The sequence below is a fragment of the Rhodococcus sp. H-CA8f genome (assembly GCF_002501585.1).
In the GTDB taxonomy this organism is placed as follows: domain Bacteria; phylum Actinomycetota; class Actinomycetes; order Mycobacteriales; family Mycobacteriaceae; genus Rhodococcus_F; species Rhodococcus_F erythropolis.
On sequence record NZ_CP023720.1, the window covers coordinates 2579482 to 2602760 of the forward strand.

At 63.0% G+C, this 23279-nt stretch carries 21 protein-coding genes and 1 riboswitch; of the genes, 12 read left to right on the forward strand and 9 right to left on the reverse strand.

The window, feature by feature from the left end:
* The first annotated feature begins 119 nt into the window (after nt 1-119).
* The 3 genes from CPI83_RS12240 to CPI83_RS12250 all read left to right on the forward strand — a co-directional run bounded on the left by CPI83_RS12240 (nt 120) and on the right by CPI83_RS12250 (nt 2861).
* Nucleotides 120-1187, forward strand: a complete 1068-nt coding sequence (locus CPI83_RS12240; protein ID WP_097387270.1) for a glycerate kinase — start codon at nt 120-122, stop codon at nt 1185-1187.
* Nucleotides 1188-1336: 149 nt separating this feature from the next.
* Nucleotides 1337-1687, forward strand: a complete 351-nt coding sequence (locus CPI83_RS12245) for an iron-sulfur cluster assembly accessory protein (RefSeq protein ID WP_007730053.1) — start codon at nt 1337-1339, stop codon at nt 1685-1687.
* 196 nt (nt 1688-1883) lie between these two features.
* Nucleotides 1884-2861 carry a carbohydrate kinase family protein gene (locus tag CPI83_RS12250; RefSeq protein WP_003941700.1) on the forward strand — a complete coding sequence of 326 codons (978 nt, stop codon included), beginning with the start codon at nt 1884-1886 and terminating at the stop codon, nt 2859-2861.
* A gap of 63 nt (nt 2862-2924) precedes the next feature.
* Here CPI83_RS12250 and asnB read toward each other — a convergent pair whose 3' ends face one another.
* Entirely contained in the window at nt 2925-4850 is a 1926-nt protein-coding gene (gene asnB, locus CPI83_RS12255; protein ID WP_019748911.1) for an asparagine synthase (glutamine-hydrolyzing), read from the reverse strand.
* 319 nt (nt 4851-5169) lie between these two features.
* On the opposite strand from asnB, the gene CPI83_RS12260 reads away from it, so the two are divergent.
* Both CPI83_RS12260 and CPI83_RS12265 read left to right on the forward strand, forming a co-directional pair.
* Entirely contained in the window at nt 5170-6234 is a 1065-nt protein-coding gene (locus tag CPI83_RS12260; RefSeq protein WP_019748910.1) for a cytochrome c oxidase subunit II, read from the forward strand.
* A gap of 39 nt (nt 6235-6273) precedes the next feature.
* Nucleotides 6274-6690 carry a cytochrome c oxidase subunit 4 gene (locus tag CPI83_RS12265; RefSeq protein WP_003941723.1) on the forward strand — a complete coding sequence of 139 codons (417 nt, stop codon included), beginning with the start codon at nt 6274-6276 and terminating at the stop codon, nt 6688-6690.
* Nucleotides 6691-6797: 107 nt separating this feature from the next.
* On the opposite strand, the gene CPI83_RS12270 is transcribed toward CPI83_RS12265, so the two are convergent.
* Entirely contained in the window at nt 6798-7187 is a 390-nt protein-coding gene (locus CPI83_RS12270; protein ID WP_020908106.1) for a DUF3224 domain-containing protein, read from the reverse strand.
* A gap of 66 nt (nt 7188-7253) precedes the next feature.
* Between CPI83_RS12270 and CPI83_RS12275 the strand changes: the two genes are divergently transcribed.
* The gene (locus CPI83_RS12275) at nt 7254-7550 is read left to right on the forward strand and encodes an antibiotic biosynthesis monooxygenase (RefSeq protein ID WP_020908105.1); all 297 of its coding nucleotides are present in this window, start codon (nt 7254-7256) and stop codon (nt 7548-7550) included.
* 151 nt (nt 7551-7701) lie between these two features.
* On the opposite strand, the gene CPI83_RS12280 is transcribed toward CPI83_RS12275, so the two are convergent.
* The 4 genes from CPI83_RS12280 to CPI83_RS12295 all read right to left on the reverse strand — a co-directional run bounded on the left by CPI83_RS12280 (nt 7702) and on the right by CPI83_RS12295 (nt 12032).
* Entirely contained in the window at nt 7702-9306 is a 1605-nt protein-coding gene (locus tag CPI83_RS12280) for a cytochrome bc complex cytochrome b subunit (protein WP_044480654.1), read from the reverse strand.
* A gap of 59 nt (nt 9307-9365) precedes the next feature.
* Nucleotides 9366-10508 (reverse strand): ubiquinol-cytochrome c reductase iron-sulfur subunit, encoded by a 1143-nt coding sequence (locus CPI83_RS12285; RefSeq protein ID WP_020908103.1) that lies wholly within the window; start codon nt 10506-10508, stop codon nt 9366-9368.
* On the reverse strand, nt 10505-11356 hold the full coding sequence (locus tag CPI83_RS12290; protein WP_020908102.1) for a cytochrome c: 852 nt from the start codon (nt 11354-11356) through the stop codon (nt 10505-10507). The genes CPI83_RS12285 and CPI83_RS12290 overlap by 4 nt, the downstream gene beginning before the upstream one ends.
* Nucleotides 11357-11420: 64 nt before the next feature.
* Nucleotides 11421-12032, reverse strand: coding sequence for a heme-copper oxidase subunit III (locus CPI83_RS12295; RefSeq protein ID WP_020908101.1), 612 nt, complete (start codon nt 12030-12032; stop codon nt 11421-11423).
* 127 nt (nt 12033-12159) lie between these two features.
* Between CPI83_RS12295 and CPI83_RS12300 the strand changes: the two genes are divergently transcribed.
* Nucleotides 12160-12648: a hypothetical protein gene (locus CPI83_RS12300; protein WP_037134446.1), complete on the forward strand. Its 489-nt coding sequence runs from the start codon at nt 12160-12162 to the stop codon at nt 12646-12648.
* Between the two features lie 140 nt (nt 12649-12788).
* Nucleotides 12789-13880, forward strand: a complete 1092-nt coding sequence (gene trpD, locus CPI83_RS12305; RefSeq protein WP_020908099.1) for an anthranilate phosphoribosyltransferase — start codon at nt 12789-12791, stop codon at nt 13878-13880.
* An 8-nt stretch (nt 13881-13888) separates the two neighbouring features.
* Here the strand turns inward: trpD and CPI83_RS12310 are convergent, their stop codons facing one another.
* Together CPI83_RS12310 and CPI83_RS12315 are read right to left on the reverse strand one after the other, a co-directional pair.
* The gene (locus CPI83_RS12310) at nt 13889-14164 is read right to left on the reverse strand and encodes an Lrp/AsnC ligand binding domain-containing protein (protein WP_003941677.1); all 276 of its coding nucleotides are present in this window, start codon (nt 14162-14164) and stop codon (nt 13889-13891) included.
* 78 nt (nt 14165-14242) lie between these two features.
* Entirely contained in the window at nt 14243-16003 is a 1761-nt protein-coding gene (locus CPI83_RS12315; RefSeq protein ID WP_198586348.1) for a DEDD exonuclease domain-containing protein, read from the reverse strand.
* A gap of 521 nt (nt 16004-16524) precedes the next feature.
* Nucleotides 16525-16703, forward strand: a riboswitch (cyclic di-AMP (ydaO/yuaA leader).
* 14 nt (nt 16704-16717) lie between these two features.
* Between CPI83_RS12315 and CPI83_RS12320 the strand changes: the two genes are divergently transcribed.
* The 4 genes from CPI83_RS12320 (at nt 16718) to CPI83_RS12335 (ending at nt 21319) form a co-directional block, all read left to right on the forward strand.
* Nucleotides 16718-17275: a C40 family peptidase gene (locus tag CPI83_RS12320; protein WP_019748904.1), complete on the forward strand. Its 558-nt coding sequence runs from the start codon at nt 16718-16720 to the stop codon at nt 17273-17275.
* 324 nt (nt 17276-17599) lie between these two features.
* Entirely contained in the window at nt 17600-18652 is a 1053-nt protein-coding gene (locus CPI83_RS12325; RefSeq protein WP_020969878.1) for a C40 family peptidase, read from the forward strand.
* 74 nt (nt 18653-18726) lie between these two features.
* Nucleotides 18727-20085: a hypothetical protein gene (locus CPI83_RS12330; protein WP_232816915.1), complete on the forward strand. Its 1359-nt coding sequence runs from the start codon at nt 18727-18729 to the stop codon at nt 20083-20085.
* Nucleotides 20086-20191: 106 nt separating this feature from the next.
* Complete coding sequence (locus CPI83_RS12335) at nt 20192-21319, forward strand: glycosyltransferase family 4 protein (protein ID WP_019748901.1); 1128 nt, start codon at nt 20192-20194, stop codon at nt 21317-21319.
* 82 nt (nt 21320-21401) lie between these two features.
* Here CPI83_RS12335 and CPI83_RS12340 read toward each other — a convergent pair whose 3' ends face one another.
* Nucleotides 21402-23213 carry a long-chain fatty acid--CoA ligase gene (locus CPI83_RS12340; protein WP_019748900.1) on the reverse strand — a complete coding sequence of 604 codons (1812 nt, stop codon included), beginning with the start codon at nt 23211-23213 and terminating at the stop codon, nt 21402-21404.
* Between the last annotated feature and the right edge of the window lie 66 nt (nt 23214-23279).

Genomic DNA, 23279 nt, shown 5'->3' on the forward strand with positions numbered 1-23279 from the left:
GATAAGTGCACGGTCTGGGAAACCGACCTCGGTCTTTCTGAAAAACCCGATCGCCCGAGGCACTGAAACGCGCGAGATCGTGAAACATCGGGGTCATTCGGGACTCTTAGACTTCCGCTATGCGGGTAATAGTTGCTCCAGATTCGTTTGGTGAGACGTTGACTGCCGTCGAGGCGGCTGAGTCCATTTCTGCCGGTTGGCGACGTGGCCGACCCGAAGACGACGTCGTCACCGCGCCACAATCCGACGGTGGGCCGGGTTTCGTCGACGTCTTGGCCACGGCTGGGGGCGACATCCGGACCGCACGGGTGCCTGGGCCACTGACCGCGGGCGTCGACGCCGCGTGGCTGTTGGATTCGGACACGGCGTACATCGAGTCCGCTGAGGCTGTCGGGCTCGGTCTGCTCGGAGGTCCGCCGACACGGGACAGCGCACTCGCCGCGCACAGTCGCGGTGTCGGAGAACTGATCGCTGTTGCGCTCGAGGCAAGCGTGAAGACGATTGTCGTCGGACTCGGTGGGAGTTGCTGCACCGACGGGGGACGAGGGCTGGTGGAGGCGCTGGGCGGCTTGGAGGCTGCAAGGGCGGCTACGGCGGGCATTGCGTTGGTCGCGGCCACCGACGTCGAACACGTACTTCTCGGCGAGCACGGTGCGGCAGCGGTGTTCGGCCCGCAAAAGGGCGCCGACGCCGATGCCGTCTCTGTCCTCGAAGCGAGAAACGCGAGATGGGCCGAACAGTTGGAGTCCGCCACCGGAAAACGAGTGTCGGATTTTCCGGGTGCCGGCGCCGCAGGTGGTATCGGTGCTGCGCTGTTCGCCCTCGGTGCAGAGCGGCGATCGGGGGCCGACGTCGTTGCCGATCGCACCGGCCAGGCGGCGCTATTGGCTTCCGCTGACCTGGTGATCACGGGTGAAGGCAAGTTCGACCACCAATCTCTGCGCGGCAAACTCGTCACGACGCTTGCTTCGGCCGGGGCGGCGCACGGAGTTCCGACGCTCGTCTTTGCCGGTCAGGTCACGCTCGACGCGGCGGACTATTCGTCAACCTCGATAGTCGCGACAAAATCGGTGACGGAGTTCGCCGGGTCGGTGGAACGTGCGATGGAGGAAGCGTCGGCGTCTCTCGAGGGACTCGCCGAACACACGGCACGGGAGTGGAACATCTGGCGCGGCGCCCGGAGCTGAGGATCCACAAGCGTCGACGCGCCGTTGCCGTGTCGGGAAGACCGGATAGGATGAAGACGAATCGCACCCGGTAAGGACTGGCGGGAATAAGTCGGCAGCGGCGTACCGTTGAAGCGTTCACGGGTTGGTACGAACATTAGGGAGAGCCCATGACTGTGCAGAACGAGACCGCCACCCACGGCGTCAAGATGACCGAGGCCGCATCCGCCAAGGCGAAGGCACTCTTCGATCAGGAGGGTCGCGACGACCTCGCGCTGCGTATCGCAGTGCAGCCCGGCGGCTGTGCCGGACTGAAGTACCAGCTGTTCTTCGACGACCGCACGCTCGACGGTGACCTCACCGTCGACTTCAACGGCGTCAACCTGGTTGTCGACCGGATGAGCGCGCCGTACGTCGAAGGTGCGTCCATCGACTTCCTCGACACCATCGAGCAGCAGGGCTTCTCGATCGACAACCCCAATGCAACAGGCTCCTGCGCCTGCGGTGACTCGTTCAACTGAGTCTGTCGATCACAACTCAATTCACGAACAACTGACGCGGAACCGACATTCGGTTTCGCGTCAGTTGTTTGTGGTGACTCGTACGTAGACCGATCCGATCTGACGGCTCGGGCGCCGATGACGGCGCTACGGGCGGTAACGTGAACTTTTGCTCCTCTTTCATTCTTGTACTCACTTCGCTGAAAGGCCACGATCCGTGACTATTGCGGTAACCGGTTCCATCGCCACCGACCACTTGATGCGCTTCCCCGGCCGCTTCGCCGATCAGCTCCTCGCCGATCAGCTCGCCCACGTTTCGCTGAGTTTCCTGGTGGACGATCTCGTGATTCGCCGCGGTGGTGTCGGCGGCAACATCGCTTACGCCATGGGCGTGCTCGGTGGGTCCCCGCTACTCGTCGGCGCAGTCGGTGCCGACTTCGCCGAGTACCGCACGTGGCTCGAGGACAACGGCGTCGACTGCAGTGCGGTCCGTATCTCGGACAAGGCACATACGGCGCGTTTCGTGTGCACCACCGACGAGGACATGGCGCAGATCGCGTCGTTCTACCCCGGTGCGATGAGCGAGGCCCGCGAGATCGAACTCGCGGCAGTGGCCAAGACTGCGGGCGCAGTCGAACTGGTGCTGATCGGCGCCAACGACCCCGAGGCCATGGTTCGCCATACCGACGAATGCCGTCTGCTCGGAATCCCGTTCGCAGCGGATCCGTCGCAGCAGCTTGCTCGCCTGTCCGGTGACGAGGCCAAGGCGCTCATCCACGGTGCGAAGTACTTGTTCACCAACGAGTACGAGTGGGGTCTGCTTCAGCAGAAGACTGGTCTGAGCGAGGAAGAGATCCGCGCGCAGGTCGGCATCCGTGTCACCACCCTCGGCTCCAAGGGTGTGGAAATTGTTGACGCCGAAGGTAATTGGGTGCGCGTCGACGTAGTGCCCGAGACCGGCAAGGTGGATCCGACGGGCGTTGGCGACGGCTTCCGCGCCGGGTTCCTGCTCGCACACGGCGCTGGCCTGAGCTTCGAGCGCGCCGCACAGCTGGGATCTTTGGTCGCTGTGCTGATCCTCGAGACCGTGGGAACGCAGGAGTGGGTGTTCAATCGCGACGAGGCCCTCAAGCGCCTTACCGACGCATACGGCAGTGCGGCTGCGGACGAGATCGCGACGATCCTGCCGAAGTAGGGCTCCGCCCCGTGAGTGGTTGAGGAGTCCGGAGACTCCCTGACCACTCACGGGGCCGAAGGCCTAGATGTTGACCGGGTACACCGGTTCCTGGATCTGCGGCACGATGCGCTTCTCCACGAAGATCCCGTGCCAGACCATGAACGTCAGCACGGTCCACAGGCGTCGGCTGTGGTCGGACACGCCCTCGCGGTGATCGTTGAGCATCTTCACGACGGCCTGCTTGTCGAAGATGTGGTCGGTACCCGACTCCTCGATCTGCAGATGTGCCCAGTCGAAGAGTTCGGTGCCGCGCAGCCAATGGCGCAGGGGAACCGGGAATCCGAGCTTCGCACGGTGCAGAACATGGTGCGGCACAATGCCTTCCAGGGCCTGACGCAGTGCGTACTTGGTTGTGTCCTTCGTGATCTTCTGATCGAGCGGCACGCGTGACGCTACGTCGAAGACCTCGGGATCGAGGAACGGCACACGCAGTTCCAGCGAGTTGGCCATCGTCATCTTGTCGGCCTTGACGAGGATGTCGCCGCGCAGCCAGGTGAACAGGTCGAGATGCTGCATCCGGGCAACCGGATCCCAGTCCCGTGACTGCGCGTAGATCGGCGCGGTGACGTCCTGGTGAGTCCACTCGGGGCGGAAATCGCGAAGGACGGCGCGGAGCTGAGCGTCGTTGAAGCTACGAGCATTGCCGTAGTAGCGCTCCTCGAGGGTCAACGAACCGCGATTGAGCAGACTCTTGCCGCGGGTACCGTCCGGGATGCGTTCGGACAACTTGCCCGCAGCCCGACGCAATCCCTTGGGGAGGTACTCGAAAGGCTTGAGCGACAACGGCTCACGGTAAATCGTGTAACCGCCGAACAGCTCGTCGGCACCCTCGCCGGACAGCACGACCTTGACGTGCTTGCGGGCTTCCTTGGCGATGAACCACAGCGGAATCAATGCCGGATCGGCTACCGGGTCGTCGAGGTACCAGACGATCTCGGGAATGGCAGCGGCGAACTCGGCGGGGGAGACCACCTTGACGACGTGCTTCGCGCCGATCGCCGCGGCAGATTCTGCAGCGACGTCGACCTCGGAATAGCCCTCACGTTCGAAACCGGTCGTGAAGGTGATCAGGTTGGGGTTGTGGCGCATCGCCAGTGCCGCGATCGCCGTGGAGTCGATACCGCCGGACAGGAACGAACCGACGGTGACGTCGGCGCGCATGTGTTTGGCGACCGAATCCTCGAGTGCCTCGGCGATTTCCTGGTAGCGCGCCTTCTCGGTGCCAGGTGCAAAAGGCTTGGCCGGGAACTTCGGCGTGAAGTACCGCGTGAACGTGGGTTCCTCGCCCGGACGGACCCGAGCGAAGCTGCCAGACTCCAGGCGTCGGATCTCCTTGTGCAGTGTTTCCGGCTCCGGGACGTACTGCAGAACGGTGTAGTGCTCGATGGCGCGCGGATCCAGCTCGGTACCGATGCCGATCAGATCGGTGAGTTCGAGCAGGCTCTTCTTCTCACTGCCGAACGCGGTGCCGCCGGCGCCGGTAGCAATGAACAGCGGCTTGATCCCGAACGGATCGCGCGCGATGAACAGCTCGCGTGTGTCGGTGTCCCAGATCGCGAACGCGAACATTCCGCGCAGGCGCCGGACCGCATCCTCACCCCAGTAGTGGAATGCAGCGACGATGGCCTCGGAGTCGCCCTCGGTGAAGAACTTGGCGTCGTGGTCCTTGACCAGTTCGGCGCGGATCTCCAGGTAGTTGTAGATCTCGCCGTTGAACGTGAGCGCATAACGCTCCGGGTTCTCCGGCGGACCCCAACGCAGCGGCTGGTGGGAATGAGCGATGTCGATGATCGCCAGGCGGTTGAACCCGAAGACGAGGTGGTCGTCGTTCCACGTCCCGTGTTCGTCCGGCCCGCGGTGACGAAGGCAATGCATCGCCTGGTCGACCCGCGAGACGGCGTCCTCGCTGGTTCCGCCAGATGTCAGTAGCCCGAGCAGTCCACACACAGCGTCCGGTTCCTCGATTCAGAATTTTTGTAGAGAAGGCTCCCGGACACGAGTGTCGGGGAGAGGTCAACGAACTCTTGTCGAAAGTATGCCGCAGATCGACGTCCCTGCCGATCGCGGCGGAACGAATCGACGTGATGTGCGTCGCCGAAACGACCTGAGCCGTTCCTGAGCAGCACCTGAGAGAGCTGTGTGACGTCCGCCGCGACACGGGCGAGGACCCGAGGATGGATAGCGCCCGGCTTTGGTCTACGCTGCGTAGTAATTGGGCCTTCCCTCCGGGCATGCCCTAGTTGAATTTTGTGGCGATCAGGAAGGCGTGAACGTGGCGCAAGGTCGGATCCTTCGGCGAGCGGGGCTGGCAGTATCTCTGGGCATTGCTGCCTTGCTGCTGTCGGGTTGCTCCATCGACAACGAAGTGCTTCGTTTCGGGTGGCCTTCGGGCATCACCCCGGAGGCGACGCGCATGCGTGAGCTGTGGACGTGGTCGGTTGTAGCCGCCCTCGTCATGGGTGTGCTGGTGTGGGGACTGGTCTTCTGGGCCGTCATCTTCCACCGCAAGAAGAAGGACTCGCCGGAATTCCCGCGTCAGACGGCATACAACGTGCCTCTCGAACTCGGTTACACGGCAGTTCCCTTCGTCATCATCGCGGTTCTCTTCTACTTCACCGTCATCGTCCAGAACCATGTTCTGGACAAGACGGACAACCCTGACGTCGTCGTAGACGTCACGGCATTCCAGTGGAACTGGAAGTTCGGCTACCGCTCCATCGAGTTCGGTGACGGCAGTGCCAAGTACAACGGCATCGACGTCGAAGCCGAAGAGGCTGCCAAGGCCGAGGGCTCCACTGTCAACGATCACGGCGAAGAAGTTCCCGGCCCGATCCACGGCAACAGCACCGAGGACCTGAGCTACCTGCACTACGACAAGATCGAGACTGTCGGCTCCAGCCAGGAGATCCCGATCCTCGTTCTGCCCACCGGCAAGCGGATCCAGTTCGAACTCGCTTCCTCGGACGTCATCCACGCTTTCTGGGTGCCTGAGTTCCTGTTCAAGCGCGACGTTCTCCCGAACCCCAAGGAGAACCACTCGGACAACATCTTCCAGATCAGTGAGATCGAGAAGGAAGGCGCGTTCGTCGGGCGTTGTGCAGAAATGTGTGGCACGTTCCACGCGATGATGAACTTCGAGGTTCGTGCGGTTTCGCCCGAGGACTTCGCCAAGTACATCGAACTGCGCAAGGGTGACGCGGAGGGCAAGGGTGGTCTGACGACCGCCGAGGCCCTGCAGGCAATCGGTCAGTCGCCGGTGGCTACGTCGACCACGCCGTTCAACACCGACCGCGAGTACCGTCAGGCAACCGTCGCCACTGCAGGCAACTGAGCCGGCCAGCCTCTTCACTGAACAAGGACAAGTGCTGATATGAAGATCGAAGCCAAGCTCTTCGAGATCCTGACGATGTTCTTCATTCTCGTCGCGATCATCTACGGAGTGTTCACCGCTCTGTCACGCACAGGTATCGAGTGGGCCGGACTGACGGCCATCGTCCTGTCTGCAGGTCTGACGCTCATCGTGGGTACCTACTTCCGCTTCGTTGCCCGTCGTCTGGACACCCGTCCCGAGGACTACGACGACGCAGAAATCTCGGATGGTGCAGGAGAACTGGGCTTCTTCAGCCCGGGTAGCTTCTGGCCGATCCTGCTTGCCGCCGCAGCTGCACTCGCGGCAGTGTCGCTGGCGTACTTCCAGCCGTGGCTCATCGCAGTCGCAGTTGTCTGTGTGCTCGCCGCAGCCGCAGGCCTGGTGTTCGAGTACTACACCGGACCCGAGAAGCACTAGTTTCACCCGCATTCCAACAGAGGCGCCGCACCCACCCGGGTACGGCGCCTCTGTTGTCGTATCTGCGAGTTGCGGTACGAGGGTGCCGATTACCCAACCGCTCTTTGTCAGTCGTGGAGCGAGTATTCGAGGTCGTAGCGGTGCAGACCGTCGACGATCTCGAGCTCGAGAGTGCCTGAGATGCCCTTCAGCTCGCCGGTTCCGGACCCCGGCACGATCTCGTACAGAAGCTTCTGCGTTCCGTTGATCATCTGACCGAACTGCTGCAGTGCGAACGATCCCACAGCTTCGTCGACCTGCCCGGTGACAAACTCCAAAGCGACGTAGCCCGCTTCACCGGTTGTCGGATCGCCCGCGGACAGCATGAGTCCGGTTGATGTGCCCTCGACGCCGCCGATGAACGTCTTGTCGAACTCGAAGCGCCCGACGCGTCCGGAGAGCTCAGGATCGGCGGGGCGGAGATCGATCTCGAAGGTGCCGCGTGCATGGGATGTCATGGTCCGAGTATCTCACCAGGCGGCAACGCCTCGAGGGGACTACCGAGAACGTGCAACACTCCGTAGATGATCCTCGAACATGCCGTCCTGCAGGTCGATCCGTCGCAGTCAGCGCGATTCGAGGCCGCGTTCGATGTGGCCCGAACCATCATCTCCGAGGTCCCCGGATTCATCAGGCTGCGGCTCTCGCACTGCCTGGAATCGCCGGAGCGGTATCTCCTGCTCGTCGAGTGGGAAGACGTGGAGTCACACACCATCGGGTTCCGTCAGTCCACGGGATACGAGAAGTGGCGAGAACTTCTCCACCACTTCTACGAGCCGTTCCCGACGGTGGAGCACTATTCAACTGTGCTCGAGGTCTAGCAAGGCGTAGTGCCCGCTGTTGTCGGCGCTCAGACGTCGAACCGGGGGAGTGGTGAACCCACTAGAGGTTTGTACATATTGAATCGCTCAGAGAACGAGTGAGGCCCCGAACCGGAATCCGGTTCGGGGCCTCACTGGTCAACTGTCGTCCTTAGTGGAGTTCTCCACTGGAACCATCGGACTTGCCGTTGGTTCGGTTCTGGTAGTCCAGAAGGATCTGAAGCTGCTCGTGCTCAGCTTCGTGATGAGCGGCTTCGAGAGCCTCGCTCTCCTCGACTGGGTCAGCGGTGATGAGGCTACCGCTACCGGGCTTGCCGGCGAGGCCGAGCTTGTTCATCTTCTTCGGGACAGCAGCACCCTGGTACTCGAGCGGGATCGGGTGTCCGTGCTCGTCGACGGGGCCGAGCGGCTGGTGGATCTCGATGTACTGGCCGTTCGGCATCCGCTTGATGATGCCGGTCTCGATGCCGTGTTCGAGGACTGCACGGTCACTGCGCTGCAGGCCGATGCAGAACCGGTACGTCACGAAGTACGCGATGGGCGGAAGGATGACCATGCCGATACGGCCGATCCACGTCATTGCGTTCAGCGAGATGTGCAGGTGGTACGCGATGATGTCGTTGATGCAGGAGATCGTGAGCACCAGGTAGAACGCGATGGACATCGCACCGATAGCGGTACGGACCGGCACGTCGCGCGGGCGCTGCAGGATGTTGTGGTGAGCGTCGTCTCCGGTGAGACGCTTCTCGATCCACGGGTACGCGATCAACAGTGCGAAGACGAGGCCCATGATCAGGGCGACGGCGAACACAGCGGGGATCGTGTAGCGGCCGAACAGGTAGATCTCCCACGCCGGCCACAGTCGAGCAAGGCCGTCCGTCCACATCATGTAGATATCGGGCTGGGAACCTGCCGAGACCTGTGACGGGTTGTACGGACCGATGTTCCAGACGGGGTTGATCTGGAACAGACCACCGAGCAGTGCGAGCACGCCGAAGGTCATGGCGAAGAACGCGCCACCCTTCATTGCGAAGACCGGGAGGATGCGGACGCCGACTACGTTCTGTTCCGTACGGCCGGGGCCGGGGAACTGCGTGTGCTTCTGGTACCAGACCAACGCGAGGTGGCCGGCGATCAGAGCCAGGATGATGCCCGGGAACAGCAGCACGTGAGCGACGTAGAGACGCGGGATGATGAGGTCGCCGGGGAAGTCGCCGTCGAAGATCAGCCAGTGCATCCAGGTACCGACGATCGGGATACTCATCGTGATACCACCGAAGGCGGCGCGAAGGCCGGTGCCCGAGAGCAGGTCGTCGGGGATGGTGTAGCCGAAGAAGCCTTCGAACATCGCCAGGATGAGCAGCAGGCAGCCGATGACCCAGTTCGCTTCACGCGGACGACGGAATGCGCCGGTGAAGAAGATGCGAGCGAGGTGAACGATGATCGACGCCGCGAACATCAGTGCAGCCCAGTGGTGAATCTGGCGAACGAAGAGACCGCCGCGCACCTCGAAGGAGATGTTCAGGGTCGTCTCGTAGGCGCGAGACATCGTGACACCGCGAAGCGGCTGGTACGCGCCCTGGTAGACGACGTGTGCCATCGACGGATCGAAGAACAGTGTCAGGAACACACCGGAGATCAGCAGGATCACGAAGCTGTAGAGCGCGATCTCGCCGAGCATGAAGGACCAGTGCGTCGGGAAGACCTTGTTGATCTGCCGGCGCATGCCTGCGGCTAGGTGGTAGCGGGAGTCCATAGCCTCCGCTTGTCCAGCCGCTGCCGCACTGATCTTGGACGGTTTGGTTGTTGTTGTGGTCACGGTCGACGCTCCCAAAATGCCGGGCCGAGTGCTTCGATGAAGTCACCGTCGGCGACCAGGAAGCCCTCTTCGTTCACTGTAATAGGCAACTGCGGAAGTGCGCGAGCAGCGGGACCGAAGATCGGCTTGCCGTAGGTCAGTGCGTCGAACTGCGACTGGTGGCAGGGGCACAGAATACGGTTGCTCTGCTGTTCGTAGAGCGAGGTGGGGCAACCCAGGTGGGTGCAGATCTTCGAGTACGCGAAGTAATCGCCGTAGTTGAAGCTCTCCTGGCCCTTGCGCTTGGTGACACGCGCGGTGTCTTCCGTGCGGAGGCGGATGAGCATCACCGAGTTACGAATGCCGCGCAGTGCTGCGAGCAGAGCGTGCTCGTCGCCACGGTCGGACTCGCGGAACGGGAAGACCGTTTCCATCGAACCGGCATCGAGATCTTCCGGGCGAACGAGGACGATGTCCTCGGGACGGCCGGTGTCACGACGCAGGTAGATGGTCTCGCCCGGGTAGTTCGGGGTCCAGCCGGACACCCACAGGGGTGAGTCGTCGCCCTTGGCCCACGGGTTCTTGATGAGTCCGCCGAGAGGCATGACCATCATGACGCCGAGTGCGCCACCGCCGAACATCAAGCTGCGCTTGATGGCCTTGCGGCGGGGGAGGGTGGACGTATCGAGGGTGTCGCCGAGCTCGGCGACGATCGTGCGACGATCGACCTCGGTGGATCCACCGTCGTGGCGGTCCTGGATCGAGACCTCTTCGGGGATGAACTTCTTGGTGAACTGAACGGCACCGATGCCGACGCCGAGGATCGCCAGACCCATGGTCAAGCCGATCAGCGGGGTGTACAGGCTGTACTTGCCGTAGTTCTCGTCACCGGCACCTGCATACTCCCAGGGCCAGAACAGGTAGATCGCGATGAATGCGATCGCCGAAACGCCGGCGAGGCCGAACCAGAAGGCGACGTTGCGCTCGGCGCGCTTTTCCGCCCTGGTGCCCTTTACCGACCAACGATCACGGCGGTAGACGACATCGACGCCATCGAGATTGGTACCCAGCTTGACCAGGTCGTCGCGTGACATCGCGTCGAGCTCTTCATCTGTGTACTTCTTAGGCGTATCGCCGCCATGCTGGCCAGCGTCGCTCATGACCTTGCTCCGATCCACAATGCTGCACCGACGACAGCGATGATTCCGACGGCCCACATGGCGAGACCCTCAGAGGCCGGACCGAGGCCACCGAGCCCGTACCCACCGGGGTCCTTCGACTCGCCCGACGACTTGACGTAGGCGATGATGTCCTTCTTCTCCTCGATCGTCAGCTGACGATCCGAGAACTTCGGCATGTTCTGGGGGCCGGTAACCATGGCAGCGTAGATCTGCTGCTCGCTGGCCGGATCCAGGACCGGGGCGTACTTGCCCGAGGACAGTGCGCCACCGCGGCCGGTGAAGTTGTGGCACGACGCGCAGTTGAGCCGGAAGAGCTCACTGCCGCGTCCGATGTCGCCACCGCGCAGCGAGGACTGGGCGATTTCGCCGTTCTCGTCGCGGATGAGCGTCGGGCCGCCGCCGTTGGCCTGGATGAAAGCGCCGAGGGCGTCGGTCTGCGCAGCATCGAACTTGGGGTCCTTGCGTGCAGCCTGGGCCTCGTTGCGAGCTGCGGGCATACGACCAGAGGAGACCTGGAAGTACACGGCTGCTTCGCCGACGCCGATGAGGCTGGGACCGCGGTCCTGCACGCCCTGCAAGTTCGCGCCGTGGCACGTGATGCATGACGTGTCGTAGAGCTGCTTGCCTTCACGAATCAGGGCTGCTGAATCGTCGCTGGCGGTCGCAACCTGCGGAGCTGGTGTCAACGCCGAAGCGAGGAAACCTGCGCTGATCAATCCCATCATCAATACGAGCGCGCCGGTAACGCGCCGGCGGATTTTCCGCTGGCGACGCGACTTCGCGGCATTCGCTGAGTTATCGGATGCGGGAGGGGGGGATGAACTCATCTGTATCCCTTTGGTATGTCGGGACGGAACTGGACGTCAGGGGCTGCCTGGGGCGTACAGCTGATTAACGGATGAAATAAATCGTGGCAAACAGCGCGATCCACACGATGTCGACAAAGTGCCAGTAGTACGAAACAACGATCGCGGCGGTGGCCTGGGCGGGCGTGAACTTGCTGACCCGGGTACGTGCGATCAAGAAGACGAAGGCGATGAGACCGCCGATGACGTGCAGACCGTGGAAGCCGGTGGTCATGTAGAACACCGAGCCGTACACGCTGCTCGAAATCGTGGTGCCCTCGTGCACAAGGTGGTAGTACTCGTAACCCTGGCCGGAGACGAAGAACGCCCCCATGATCAAGGTGATGGTGTACCAGCGACGAAGTCCGAAGACGTCGCCACGCTCAGCCGCGAAGACACCCATCTGGCAGGTGAACGAAGATGCGATAAGCACCAAGGTCACCGGCACGGCCAGATACAGGTTCAATTCGGTTGGCTCCGGCGGCCAATTTCCGTTCGCCTGAGCTCGTGCCACGAAGTACATGGCAAAGAGCCCTGCGAAGAACATGAGCTCACTTGACAACCACACGATGGTGCCAACGCTGACCATATTCGGCCGGTTCAGCGAGTGCACGCGTTGGGTGATTGCCGATCCTGAAGTCCCTACTGCGCTCGTCACAGACAGAAGTATGACGCTTCGTCGTAAGAGACGACCACTCGGGTCCACCATCGGCGCGTCGCTCGGCTCGAGTTCGCGGGATCGGGCGGCGAACGCGCTGGTGGCGTGGTCGGAATATGCTGGCGCGATGGCAGCTACACACAAGAGTAGACCGTGGTTCCTGAGAATTTTCGGCACGAAGATTCCGACGCCGCTCGACGCGGGGCGGTCGGATCTGGTCGTCGTTGCCGAGGGCTTCGACGACGCCGAGGCGAGTTCGACCGCTCTCGAACGTGCCGGCTCCACCGAGCCGGAGTTTCGGGCGGAGTCCGAAGTGGTTCTGCGGCACCATCTCGACCTTCCGGAGGACTCGGTTGCCGATGCCGAGAACATCGTCGCTCAGGACGGATATGTGCGAGGCGCGAGTCGGCCCGAGGACGTGACTCAGGCGGTCGAGAATTCGGTTCGCGTCATCTTCGAGCGTGTCCAAATCCTTGACGCCCTGCATTGCTCCCAGGAGCGATCACGAATGGCCGGTCTGGCGCAGCGACTCGGTGGTTCCGTCGCCGGGTGGGACGCGCTCCAGCCCCCGATTCTTGCGGAGGCGACGCCCAAACGCGGTCGCCGAAAGACCTGAGCGGCCCTATTCGGTTTCCTTGCTACCTCACTGACTAGGCTGCGAGGGTCATCGGCAGCACAAAATGGCAGCACGAAACGACAGCTCGAAACGACAGCTCGAAATCCAGCCCACATGAACGACAAGGGGACCAAGGCACTATGGCCGGCACCGACGCATCCAACGCCGTGAACGTCGATTCGAGTGCAGTGGTGCGGTCGTGGCCGATGATTCTCGGTCTGCTCACGGACGGCAGTGATCTGTCGGAAGCCGACAGTCGGTGGGCGATGGGCGAGATCATGTCGGACAATGCCACTTCCGCTCAGATCGCCGCTTTCGGCGTCGGGCTGAAGATGAAGGGCGAAACCCCCGCGGAGTTGGAAGGGCTCGCCGGCGCGATGCTCGAACACTCCCGGCGCGTGCCGGTCGATTCCGACGTCGTCGACATCGTCGGCACGGGTGGTGACCGCTCCAACACGGTCAACATCTCGACGATGGCCTCGATCGTGGTTGCCGCGTCCGGTGTGCGAGTTGTCAAGCACGGCAACCGCGCTGCTTCGTCCAAGAGTGGTGGCGCCGATGTACTCGAGGCGCTCGGCGTTCGCATCAACCTCGGCCCGGAGCAGGTTGCGAGGTGCGTCGAAGAGGTCGGCATCGGCTTTTGTTTCGCGCCGGTCTTCCATCCCGCACTGCGCTTTGCGGCGGTGCCTCGCAAGGAAATCGGCATCCCGACGGCATTCAACGTGCTCGGTCCACTGACCAATCCGGCTCGTCCGCGTGCCGGGCTGATCGGGTGCGCATTTCCGAAGCTGATCTCGGTCGTCGCGGGAGTCCTTGCGCAGCGCGGTAATTCGGCGTTGGTGGTGCGTGGAGACGACGGACTCGACGAACTGACCACATCGACGACTTCGACGGTTCACATCGTCGGCGGTGGAAGTGTGCGAACTGTCACGCTGGATCCGCGCGACCTCGGAATCGACCGCGTTCCTCTCGAAGAGTTGCGCGGAGGAGACGCCGAATTCAACGCCACCGTCGCCCGAACGCTGCTTTCCGGGCAGAAGGGGCCGGTCCGGGACGCGGTCTTGCTGAATGCGGGAGCGGCCATCGCGGCGTTCAACGGTGTCGGTGACGATCTCGAGGGTGCGATCTCCGCCGGGATGACTGCGGCCGCTGCCGCGATCGACAGCGGCGCCGGCGCTGAACTGCTTCACAAGTGGGCGGCACTCACCGCCGAACTGGCCGACCAAGCCTGATCGACGAGCTACTCGCCCAGCGAGAAACCGGCCTCGACGTCTGCGCTGGAGAATGACTGGAAGGCGATGTGTGTGGCGGTTCGGAGAACGCCGGGCACCTTGTTGATTCCTCCGGTGACCACGTCGGCGATCTGGGCGTGGTCACGTACCTTCACGATGGCGATCAAGTCGACGTCACCTGCGCACGAGTAGACCTCCGTCACCCCGGACAGGTCGGCGACGGCCTGCGCGGTTTCCGGGATCCGAGCGGACTCGGCGTGAATCATGACGATGGCGTTGATCATTTCTCTCCTCGATTTCCCGGTGGGTTGTGATGACCCGGTGGTTTCGATCGAGCTTAGGGGTGCCGCCCCGTCGTTACGTCATCGATGTTCGGATTCGGTACCGGCCCGCGCGAGTCGGCACCAGGCTTCCCACTTGCCGGCGCCGCCCGCAGGTTCGACGTAGCCGGATGTCGCCGACACGATTCGGACACCGTCCGATGCGAGCCACCGTGCGATCAGGCCCAGTTCTTCGGGTGACGCGCCGCGAAACGGTGCGTCGTCCGGTAGGACGGTTTCGGCGGCCGCGGTGATGGCGTCGACGACGGGCATCGGGTGAGTTCCACGTCTGGCGAGCCCGGCGGACGCGAGACGTCCGGAACGGATCACCGACAGCTCCCAGCCGCCGTCCCCGGTGGGACGGGCGAGAATCAGTTGTTCGATCGCCGCGACTGCTGCGAGTCGCTGAGTGCGCCGCACTGCGGTAGAGACTGCGACCGTCCGGTCACGCAGACGAGCAGCATTCTCGAACAACGCGTGTGCGGACAGCTCGTCTATTCGCGCCTGCATTTGTTGGAGGGGAGCGTCGTTGGTTCCCCGGAAGAATCCACGCACAGTCTCAGGGGCGGCCGCGTAGTCCTCCGCAGTGAGTTCCGGTGCCCAGGAGGCGGGACACGCCCCCAGTTCGCGAGCGGGGCAGTCAGGGCCGTGAACGGCGCCGCGCCCGAGACGTTTGGTGCACGTGCGTAGGCGGCTGAACTCTGCGACGGTGTCGGCGACTTCTATTGCGTCGCCGCGAGAGGTGAACGGGCCGATCGAATCGGCCGTAGGCGTGCGAACCACGGACAGTCTGGGAAACGCCTCGTCGGTGAGAGTGATCCACCATCCTCTTTTGGGGAATTTGGAGCGACGGTTGTACGGGGGTGCATGCGCGCTCAGTAGTCGTAGTTCACGCACCCCTGCCTCGAGCGCATGGGCGCACTCGACGTGGTCCACACGGGTGGCGAGCGCGACCATTTCCTTCATCCGGCCGCGGGTCTCCGAACCGGTGAAGTAGTTGCGGACGCGGCGTCGAAGGTCGGTAGCAGTTCCTATATAGAGGGCTTCGTCCGAAGGGCCTCGGAAAAGGTAGACACCCGGGCTTCGCGGCAGGTTTGCGGCGAAGGACCGTTTGGCCCGCTGATGTGAGGAAATGTTGGGCAGGTAGTCGACGAGTTCGCTGTAACTGTGGACGCCTTGGTTCCCGACTCTGTCGATCAACCCGTGTAGGACGTCGACGGTCGCACGCGCGTCGTCGAGCGCGCGGTGCGTCGGTTGGGTGGTCACCTGGAAGAGATGGGCGAGTGCGGAGAGTTTGACCGAAGGCGCCTCGTCGCGGGTGAGCACGCGTCTGGCGAGCTTCACAGTGCACAGCACACGGAACGACGGCCACGGGCGTGCGCTGCGTGACGCCGCTGCTTTGAGGAAGCCGATGTCGAAGGGCGCGTTGTGTGCCACCAGCACCGCACCCTCGGCGAATTCGAGAAAAGCGGGTAGGACACGTTCAATGGGAGGTGCGCCGATCAGCATGGCGGTGGTGATTCCGGTCAGTTCGACGATGTACGGCGGAATCGATCGGCCGGGATCGACGAGTGTTGCCATTTCACCGAGCACTTCGCCACCGCGGATCTTGACGGCGCCGATCTCGGTGATGGAGTCCTGGTCGGCGCTTCCACCTGTGGTCTCGAGGTCGACGACGACGAACGTCGTTTCGCTCAGCGGTGTGTCCAGCTCGTCGAAGCTCAGTTGCCGCCCGACGTCGAACTTCTCCCCGTCGCAGAACGGGGACGGAGACGGAAATTCTCGGGCCGAGGCGGGACTCACACCGCAGACAGTAGAAGGACCCCCCGACACGAATTCGAGAGTGCGTACGCGGAATCCGGCTCACTGCGACTTCCATTGGGAAAGCAACGGATTGACCCCCGACAAAAGTATGAGAGACGAGGATCACACTTGCGGTGGGAACTCGCGAACGCGGTCTCCTACCTACTTACCGGTAGGGCGATTCGTGAGGGTGTTGCTACGGCGATCAGTCGCCGAAACCGCCTGATTGATCGAAACGGGTTCTAGTTTCAAGTAATCGGCGTTGAACTGCATGGAAGATCGGATTGTCGGGTTTGGTGACCCTCGCCAGTGGGTAGCAAGCGCAGGTTTGCGGGCCAGGTGACCCTCGCCGAACAGACCTGTTGTTATCTCTTCGTGACCCGTCCGGCGTATCGCGGGCGCGGCAGCATGATTTCCGGCGAATCGGGCGCGATTGTCACGAAGCGGTCGACATCGTCGCGATCATTTCGTAACCTTCCTGAGACCTAACGAAGTCTTGCCGGACCAAACAGGACCGGCATCGTCAGGAACCGCCTAATCGGGATCTCCGCGAGGAACCCGAACCGGGAACCCAAGTTTCCACTGGGGTGAATCCCGCCTGGGGTGCAGCACGCATGATCGCTGCGGACCACGCGGGTAGGGCTGATCTTCCCAGCCCGAACCCGTCAGCTAACTCGGTCGGCGGATGAATGGAAGAAATGGAGCACCCCTTAAGTGGCGTCACAGAGTTTCAAGCGTTCAGCGCAGTTGGCAGTAGCCGGCGCGCTCGCAGTCGGAGCATTTGCTGCAACCGCTGCACCTGCCTCGGCAGACCCCATCACCATCCCCGGCGTCGGCACCTTCGAGGTTCCGGGCGTTTCTATTCCTCAGTTGCCGGTCATCCCGGGCATCACCGACATCGCACCGGCCGCTCCGGCCGCTCCCATCTCCAGTGTTGGTGAGCAGGCAGTTCGCGCCGCAGAGAGCAAGCTGGGCTCCCCGTACGTGTACGGCGCATCGGGCCCGGACGCATTCGACTGCTCCGGTCTGGTCCAGTGGGCATACAAGCAGGCCGGTCTGAACCTGCCTCGCACGAGCTACGACCAGGCCGCAGCCGGCGTTGCCGTTTCACAGTCCGATCTTCAGGTCGGCGACGTGATCTCCTTCTACGGCGGATCGCACTCGGGCATCTACGCCGGCAACGGCAATGTCATCCACGCGTCGACCGCTGGTCAGCCCGTGAAGCTCGCACCGGTGTCCTCGATGCCGTACGACGGTGCTCGCCGTTACTGATTTCTGAACACGCTCGACGGCTGTCTCCGGTAGACGGTCGGAACGATCCGCCGCTGCAAGGCGGCGGAGCTCGGGGGAGCTCCGGATCTTCGAATGTGGGCCTCGAATCTTTGATTCGAGGCCCACATTTTCGTTTCGCGACAATTCGCCCGGTACTTCACCCCGACACGCCTACCGGCGAGTAGACACAAACGTATGCCGTTCCGTAACCTTATCGAGACATTGCGCGGCCGAGACAGGTACTGTGGATAGTTGACAGCCAGCTAACAGATCGTCGACCGGTCCCGGTCGACGTCGCTTCACCGAGACGGAGAGTTGCATTCCGTGGTTTCATCGAAAAACAACAGTCGAGTACGCGCCGCATTGACAGTGGGAGTGCTGGCGTTCGGACTCGTCGCAGGGCCTTCGATGCAGGCCGGTGCCGACCCCGTCATCACCAACCCCACCGAGGCGCTCGACAAGCTCGGTGAACTCTCCCGGGTATCCGAGCAGACCAACGAAGCGCTGCACAACGCACAGATCGACCTCGACGCGAAGCTGGCGGTCGCGAATGATGCGGACGCGCGTTCGGCAGCCGATCAGGGTCTTCTCGACGCGGCTTCGGCACGTGTCGCCGAGTTCGCTCCGGCGGTAAACCGTATTGCCACAGCGAATTACCAGGGTGCGCGAACCAATCGCCTCTTTGCGTTGATGGTGAGCGACTCGCCGCAGCAGTTGCTCGATCAGATGTCCGCGCTCGACGTGATTTCCAACGACGCGGCGGTACAGGTCTCACAGTTCAACCAAGCCACTGCCGAAGCGCGTGCCGCCTCGGAAGCATCGAAGCGTTCGGCCGAAGAAGCGCGGACCGCCGCCGATCAAGCCCGCGCACTCAGTGACGATTTGCAGCGCAAGCAGAGTGAACTGCAGACGCAGATCGCCGACGTGACCAAAGCTTTCCAGAGCCTCACCGACGACGAGCGTAACCAACTGAGCGGTACGCCATTCCCGCCGGATGTCGATCTCAGCAAAATTCTAGCTAACTTGACGCCTGGTTCGGGTGCTGCTGCTCTGCAGGCAGGCCTCACGCGGATCGGTGACCCGTATGTCTGGGGCGCGACCGGCCCGAACGAGTTCGACTGCTCAGGTCTGGTCGTATGGGCCTACAAGCAAATCGGGAAGACTCTGCCGCGTTCGAGCCAAGCGCAGGCGCAGGGCGGTGTACCGGTGTCGAGGGACCAGTTGCAGCCCGGTGACGTCGTGACTTTCTACAGCGACAACTCGCATGTCGGCATCTACGCCGGCGACGGAAACATTCTGCATGCGTCGACGTTCGGCGTACCGGTGAAGGTTCAGTCGATGGCAGGCATGGAGTTCTCCACTGCGCGTCGTTACTGACGGCTTGCTGCGCCCGAGTGGCGTGTGGCCAGCCGCCGTGAAGCGTCGAGTCGAGTTCTCCTACACTCGGCACCGTGCCGACTGAACCGATGACGACGCCCGACGTCGGCGCAGATCGACCACGCCGTTGGGAGTATCCAGCCCTCGTGGCGCTCGGCGTTGCCGTGGTGCTCGTTCTAGGTTTGACGATCTTCCTGACGAACAGGTCCGATTCCGACGAAAATGCGGCCAGTGAGCAGGATGCCGAACGCACCGCGCAGGTACAAGCATTTCTCGATGCATGGGCTGCGGCGCAGATGTCCGACGATCCCTCGGGGCTGGCGAAGTTCGTCGACAGTGCTGCGGCACCCGGTGTGCTCGAAGCGGAAGTTCGACGAGCCACCGCAGTGGGAGCGCTCGATTTCTCCGACTGGGGATACGAGATTCCCAGCGGCGGCCTGACTCCGGCGCCGCGAACCGGTGCACCGGACGGAGACGTCGAGGTCTGGAATGCGCAGGTTCTGTTGCGATACGCCCTCGACGGCGTTGACGCATTGCCCACTCGCAAGGCAGTGTCCATGACGCTCGCGAAACGCGGCGATCAGTGGTCGGTTCTTGCGGACGGGTCGATCGTCGGACTGGACGGAGCCCGAACGGCGGGCGAATCCTGGAACGGCCCTTGGGACTTCGGCCCGCTGGCCGTCGCCGAAAATACAGCGGGCAATGCACTCGTGATCGGTCACCCGGGTCAGCAGGTGTTCGTCGACGCTTTGGCGGCCGATGTGGACTCAGCCATCGAAAACACGACGCAGTTGTGGGGGCCGTGGTGGTCCGAGCGCGCGGTGCTCATGGTGGCGGGGTCCGCGGAGGAGTTCACCGCACTGGTCGGCTCCCATCACGACGGCGCTTCGATTGCCGCAGTGTCGGTCGCGGATGCAGCGGCGGACGGGTCTTCCGACGTGAGCGGCCAGCGGGTGGTCTTCTCACCTGCCGCGGCTTCGAGGCTGACCGACATCACCAGGCGAACGGTGTTGCGCCACGAGCTCATGCACATAGCCGCCCGATCGAAAACCCGCGACGGGTCGCCGATGTGGGTGTTGGAAGGGTTCGCCGAGTACGCGGGAAATCGTGGATCCTCGCGGGCCTGGGGTGAGATAGCGCCGACTCTGGCAGCAGCGGTCCGCGCCGGCGATACTCCGACAGAGTTTCCGGACGACACACAGTTCGGCGGTGTCCCGGTCGTGAGTTCACTGGCGTACGAATCGGCGTGGTCTATCAACGCGTATATCGCTGATCGATTCGGCGAGGCGAAGCTGACCGACCTCTTTCGAGCCCTCGCCTCCGGAAAGATGACGGCCGAAGACCTCGACTCGCGGATCCGAGCGGTCCTCGGCGTTGGAACCGAGGAACTGCGAGTCGGCTGGGTCGACTGGACCAACAGCCATCTGGGCTGAGCGGTTTGCGGCTGGACGTTCGACTCGGCGAGGTGAGCTTCGCAAGTCTCGAAGCACTGCGTGCCCTTGTCACGACTCGAAGCACAGCGTGCCCTACGGTGGACGGATGCGCCGGACCCTCTTGGTGACCAACGATTTTCCTCCTCGCCCCGGAGGTATCCAGTCTTATCTCCACACGTTTGCCGGGCACCTGCCGGCGGACAAGTTGGTGGTGTACGCACCGCGGTGGCGGGGCGACTCGCACAAGAAGTTCGATGCGGCACAGCCTTTCGAGGTCGTTCGGCACCCGACGACACTGATGCTGCCGTCGCCCTTTGTCGCTCGTCGGGCCGCGAAGCTGGTCAGGAAGCACGACTGTGAGTCGGTGTGGTTCGGTGCGGCAGCGCCCTTGGCGCTGTTGGCGCCGGTTGTTCGACGCGCCGGAGCGAGCCGAGTGATCGCGAGTACTCACGGCCACGAGGTCGGGTGGTCGATGATTCCCGGTGCGCGGCAGTCGTTGCGTGTGATCGGCGATCACACGGATGCGGTGACGTTTGTCAGCAAATACACCCGTGGACGGTTCTCGGCGGCTTTCGGCCCGCAAGCGGCGCTCGAGCACCTTCCGTCCGGAGTGGACACGTCGGTGTTCCACCCGGACTCGGTCGCCCGCGCAGAACTGCGCAAGCGATACGGGCTGGGGGAGCGGCCCACGATCCTGTGCCTGTCGCGGCTCGTGCCACGCAAGGGGCAGGACATGCTAATCAAGGCGCTGCCGACCATTCGCAAGAGCGTCGACGGGGCGGTACTGGTGATAGTCGGCGGTGGACCGTACGAGGACCACCTCCGACAATTGACACGTAAGACCGGGATGGACGATCACGTCGTCTTCACCGGCACGGTGCCCGCCGCAGAGTTGGCGGCTCACCACACGATTGCCGACGTGTTTGCCATGCCGTGTCGCACGCGAGGCGCGGGATTGGATGTCGAAGGACTGGGAATCGTCTACCTCGAGGCCTCGGCGACCGGCGTTCCGGTCATCGCCGGCCGCAGTGGTGGCGCTCCGGAAACCGTGCAGCAGAACAAGACCGGGCTCGTGGTCGACGGCACCTCTGTTCGGGACGTCGCCGAATCCGTGATCGAGGTGCTGTCCGATCGTGATCGAGCGGCCGCGATGGGAGCAGCCGGCCGGGAGTGGGTTGCCGAAGACTGGAAGTGGGACACGCTCGCTTCGAAGCTGCGTAATCTGCTCGGCTGAGCCACCGGGACTCGAACGCAAACGGCCCGCACCGAATTCGGTGCGGGCCGTTCGTTGCTGCGAGAAGCTGCTTGCCGAAAACCTACTTGGCGTAGATCTTTTCGATGTCGGCGGCAAAGCTCTCGTGCACGACGTTGCGCTTGAGCTTCATCGTGGGCGTGAGTTCGCCTGTGTCCTCGGAGAAGTCGACCGGAAGAATGCGGAACTTCTTGATCGCCTCGGCGTGTGAGACGAGCTTGTTGGCCTCGTCGATGGCGTCCTGGATTTCACCGACCAGTTCGCCGTCCGAAACCAGGTCGGCAGCTGTGGTTCCCGCGGCCTTGTTGTTGCGCTCGTTCCAGGCGGGAAGTGCCTCGGCGTCGATGGTGATGAGAGCGCCGATGAAAGGCTTCTGGTCGCCGACCACGATGGCCTGGCTGATCAGGGGGTGTGCGCGAAGGGAATCTTCGAGCTGAGCGGGGGAGACGTTCTTGCCGCCTGCCGTGACGATGATCTCCTTCTTGCGACCGGTGATCGTGATGTAGCCGTCCTTGTCGACGGTGCCCAGGTCTCCGGTGTGGAACCAGCCGTTCTCGATCGACTCGGCGGTCGCCTTCTCGTTGCGCCAGTAGCCGGTGAAGACCACCGGTCCCGAGAGGAGGATTTCGCCGTCTTCGGCAATGCGAACGGAGTTGCCGGCCAACGGCTTTCCGACAGAGCCGACCTTCTGTGCGCCGATGGTGTTGACGGCGAACGCTGCGGTGGTCTCTGTCAGTCCGTAGCCCTCGTAGATCGTGACGCCGATACCGCGGAAGAAGTGGCCGAGTCGAGCGCCCAGGGGTGCACCACCGGAAATGGCCAGCTGGCACTGTCCACCGAGTGCAGCGCGCAGCTTCGAGTACACGAGCTTGTCGAAGAGGGCGTGCTTGGCCTTGAGAACGATGCCCGCGCCGCCCTTGTCCTGAGCCTCGCTCCACGCGACCGCGGTGTCTGCGGCCGCGTCGAAGATCTTGCCCTTGCCGTCACCGTGCGCCTTGGCGCGTGCGCTGTTGTAGACCTTCTCGAATACGCGCGGCACCGAGAGGATGAAGTCGGGCTTGAACTCGCCGAACGTCGGAACGAGGTTCGGGATGTCGCTCGTGTGTCCAAGCGCTGCACCGGCATCGAACGACGCGATGCTGACTGCGCGAGCGAGAACGTGCGCGAGCGGCAAGAACATCAGGGTGCGAACGCCGGGAGTCTTGAGCAGCGTCCCGAGGTTGGAGTCGAGGATGCCCTTCGACTCCGCAATGAGGTTGGAGTGCGTCAGCTGGCAGCCCTTGGGCCGGCCAGTGGTGCCCGAGGTGTAGATGAGGGTGGCGGGATCGGAGGCCTTCAGTGCAGCGACGCGGGCGTGGACGTCCTCGTCGGAGATGTCGGCGCCCAGTGCGGTCAATTCCTCGACGACACCCTTACCGGCTGCCGCGGCATCGATCTGGTAGACCGTGCGCAGCGCGGGTGCGGCTGCGGCGACGTCCTTCACGGTCGCGGCGTGAGTGTCGTTCTCGACGATGAGGTCGATTGCTTCGGAGTCCTCGAGAATCCAACGAACCTGCTCGGCTGCGGAGGTTTCGTAGATCGGAACCGTCACGCCACCGGCTGCCCAGATGGCGTAGTCGACGAGCGGCCATTCGAAACGCGTCGCCGACATGAGGCCGACGCGGTCGCCTTGCTTGACGCCGATCGCGATGAGGCCCTTGGCGACTGCAGTCACCTGGGCGGCGAAATCGCCTGCAGTGACATCGACCCATGCATTTCCGACTTTGCGCTTGTAGACAACCGCCGCCGGCTTCGTCTTCGCGAAGGCGAAGACCGAGTCGACCGCGGAGGCATCCTCGGGAATGGTGAACGTCTGGGGTGCGCTGAACTCAGGCACGAAATACCTCCGACACTGCGAAATACTGACGAGTAGGGTTTTCGTCTCCTACTGTAGTCGCATGTC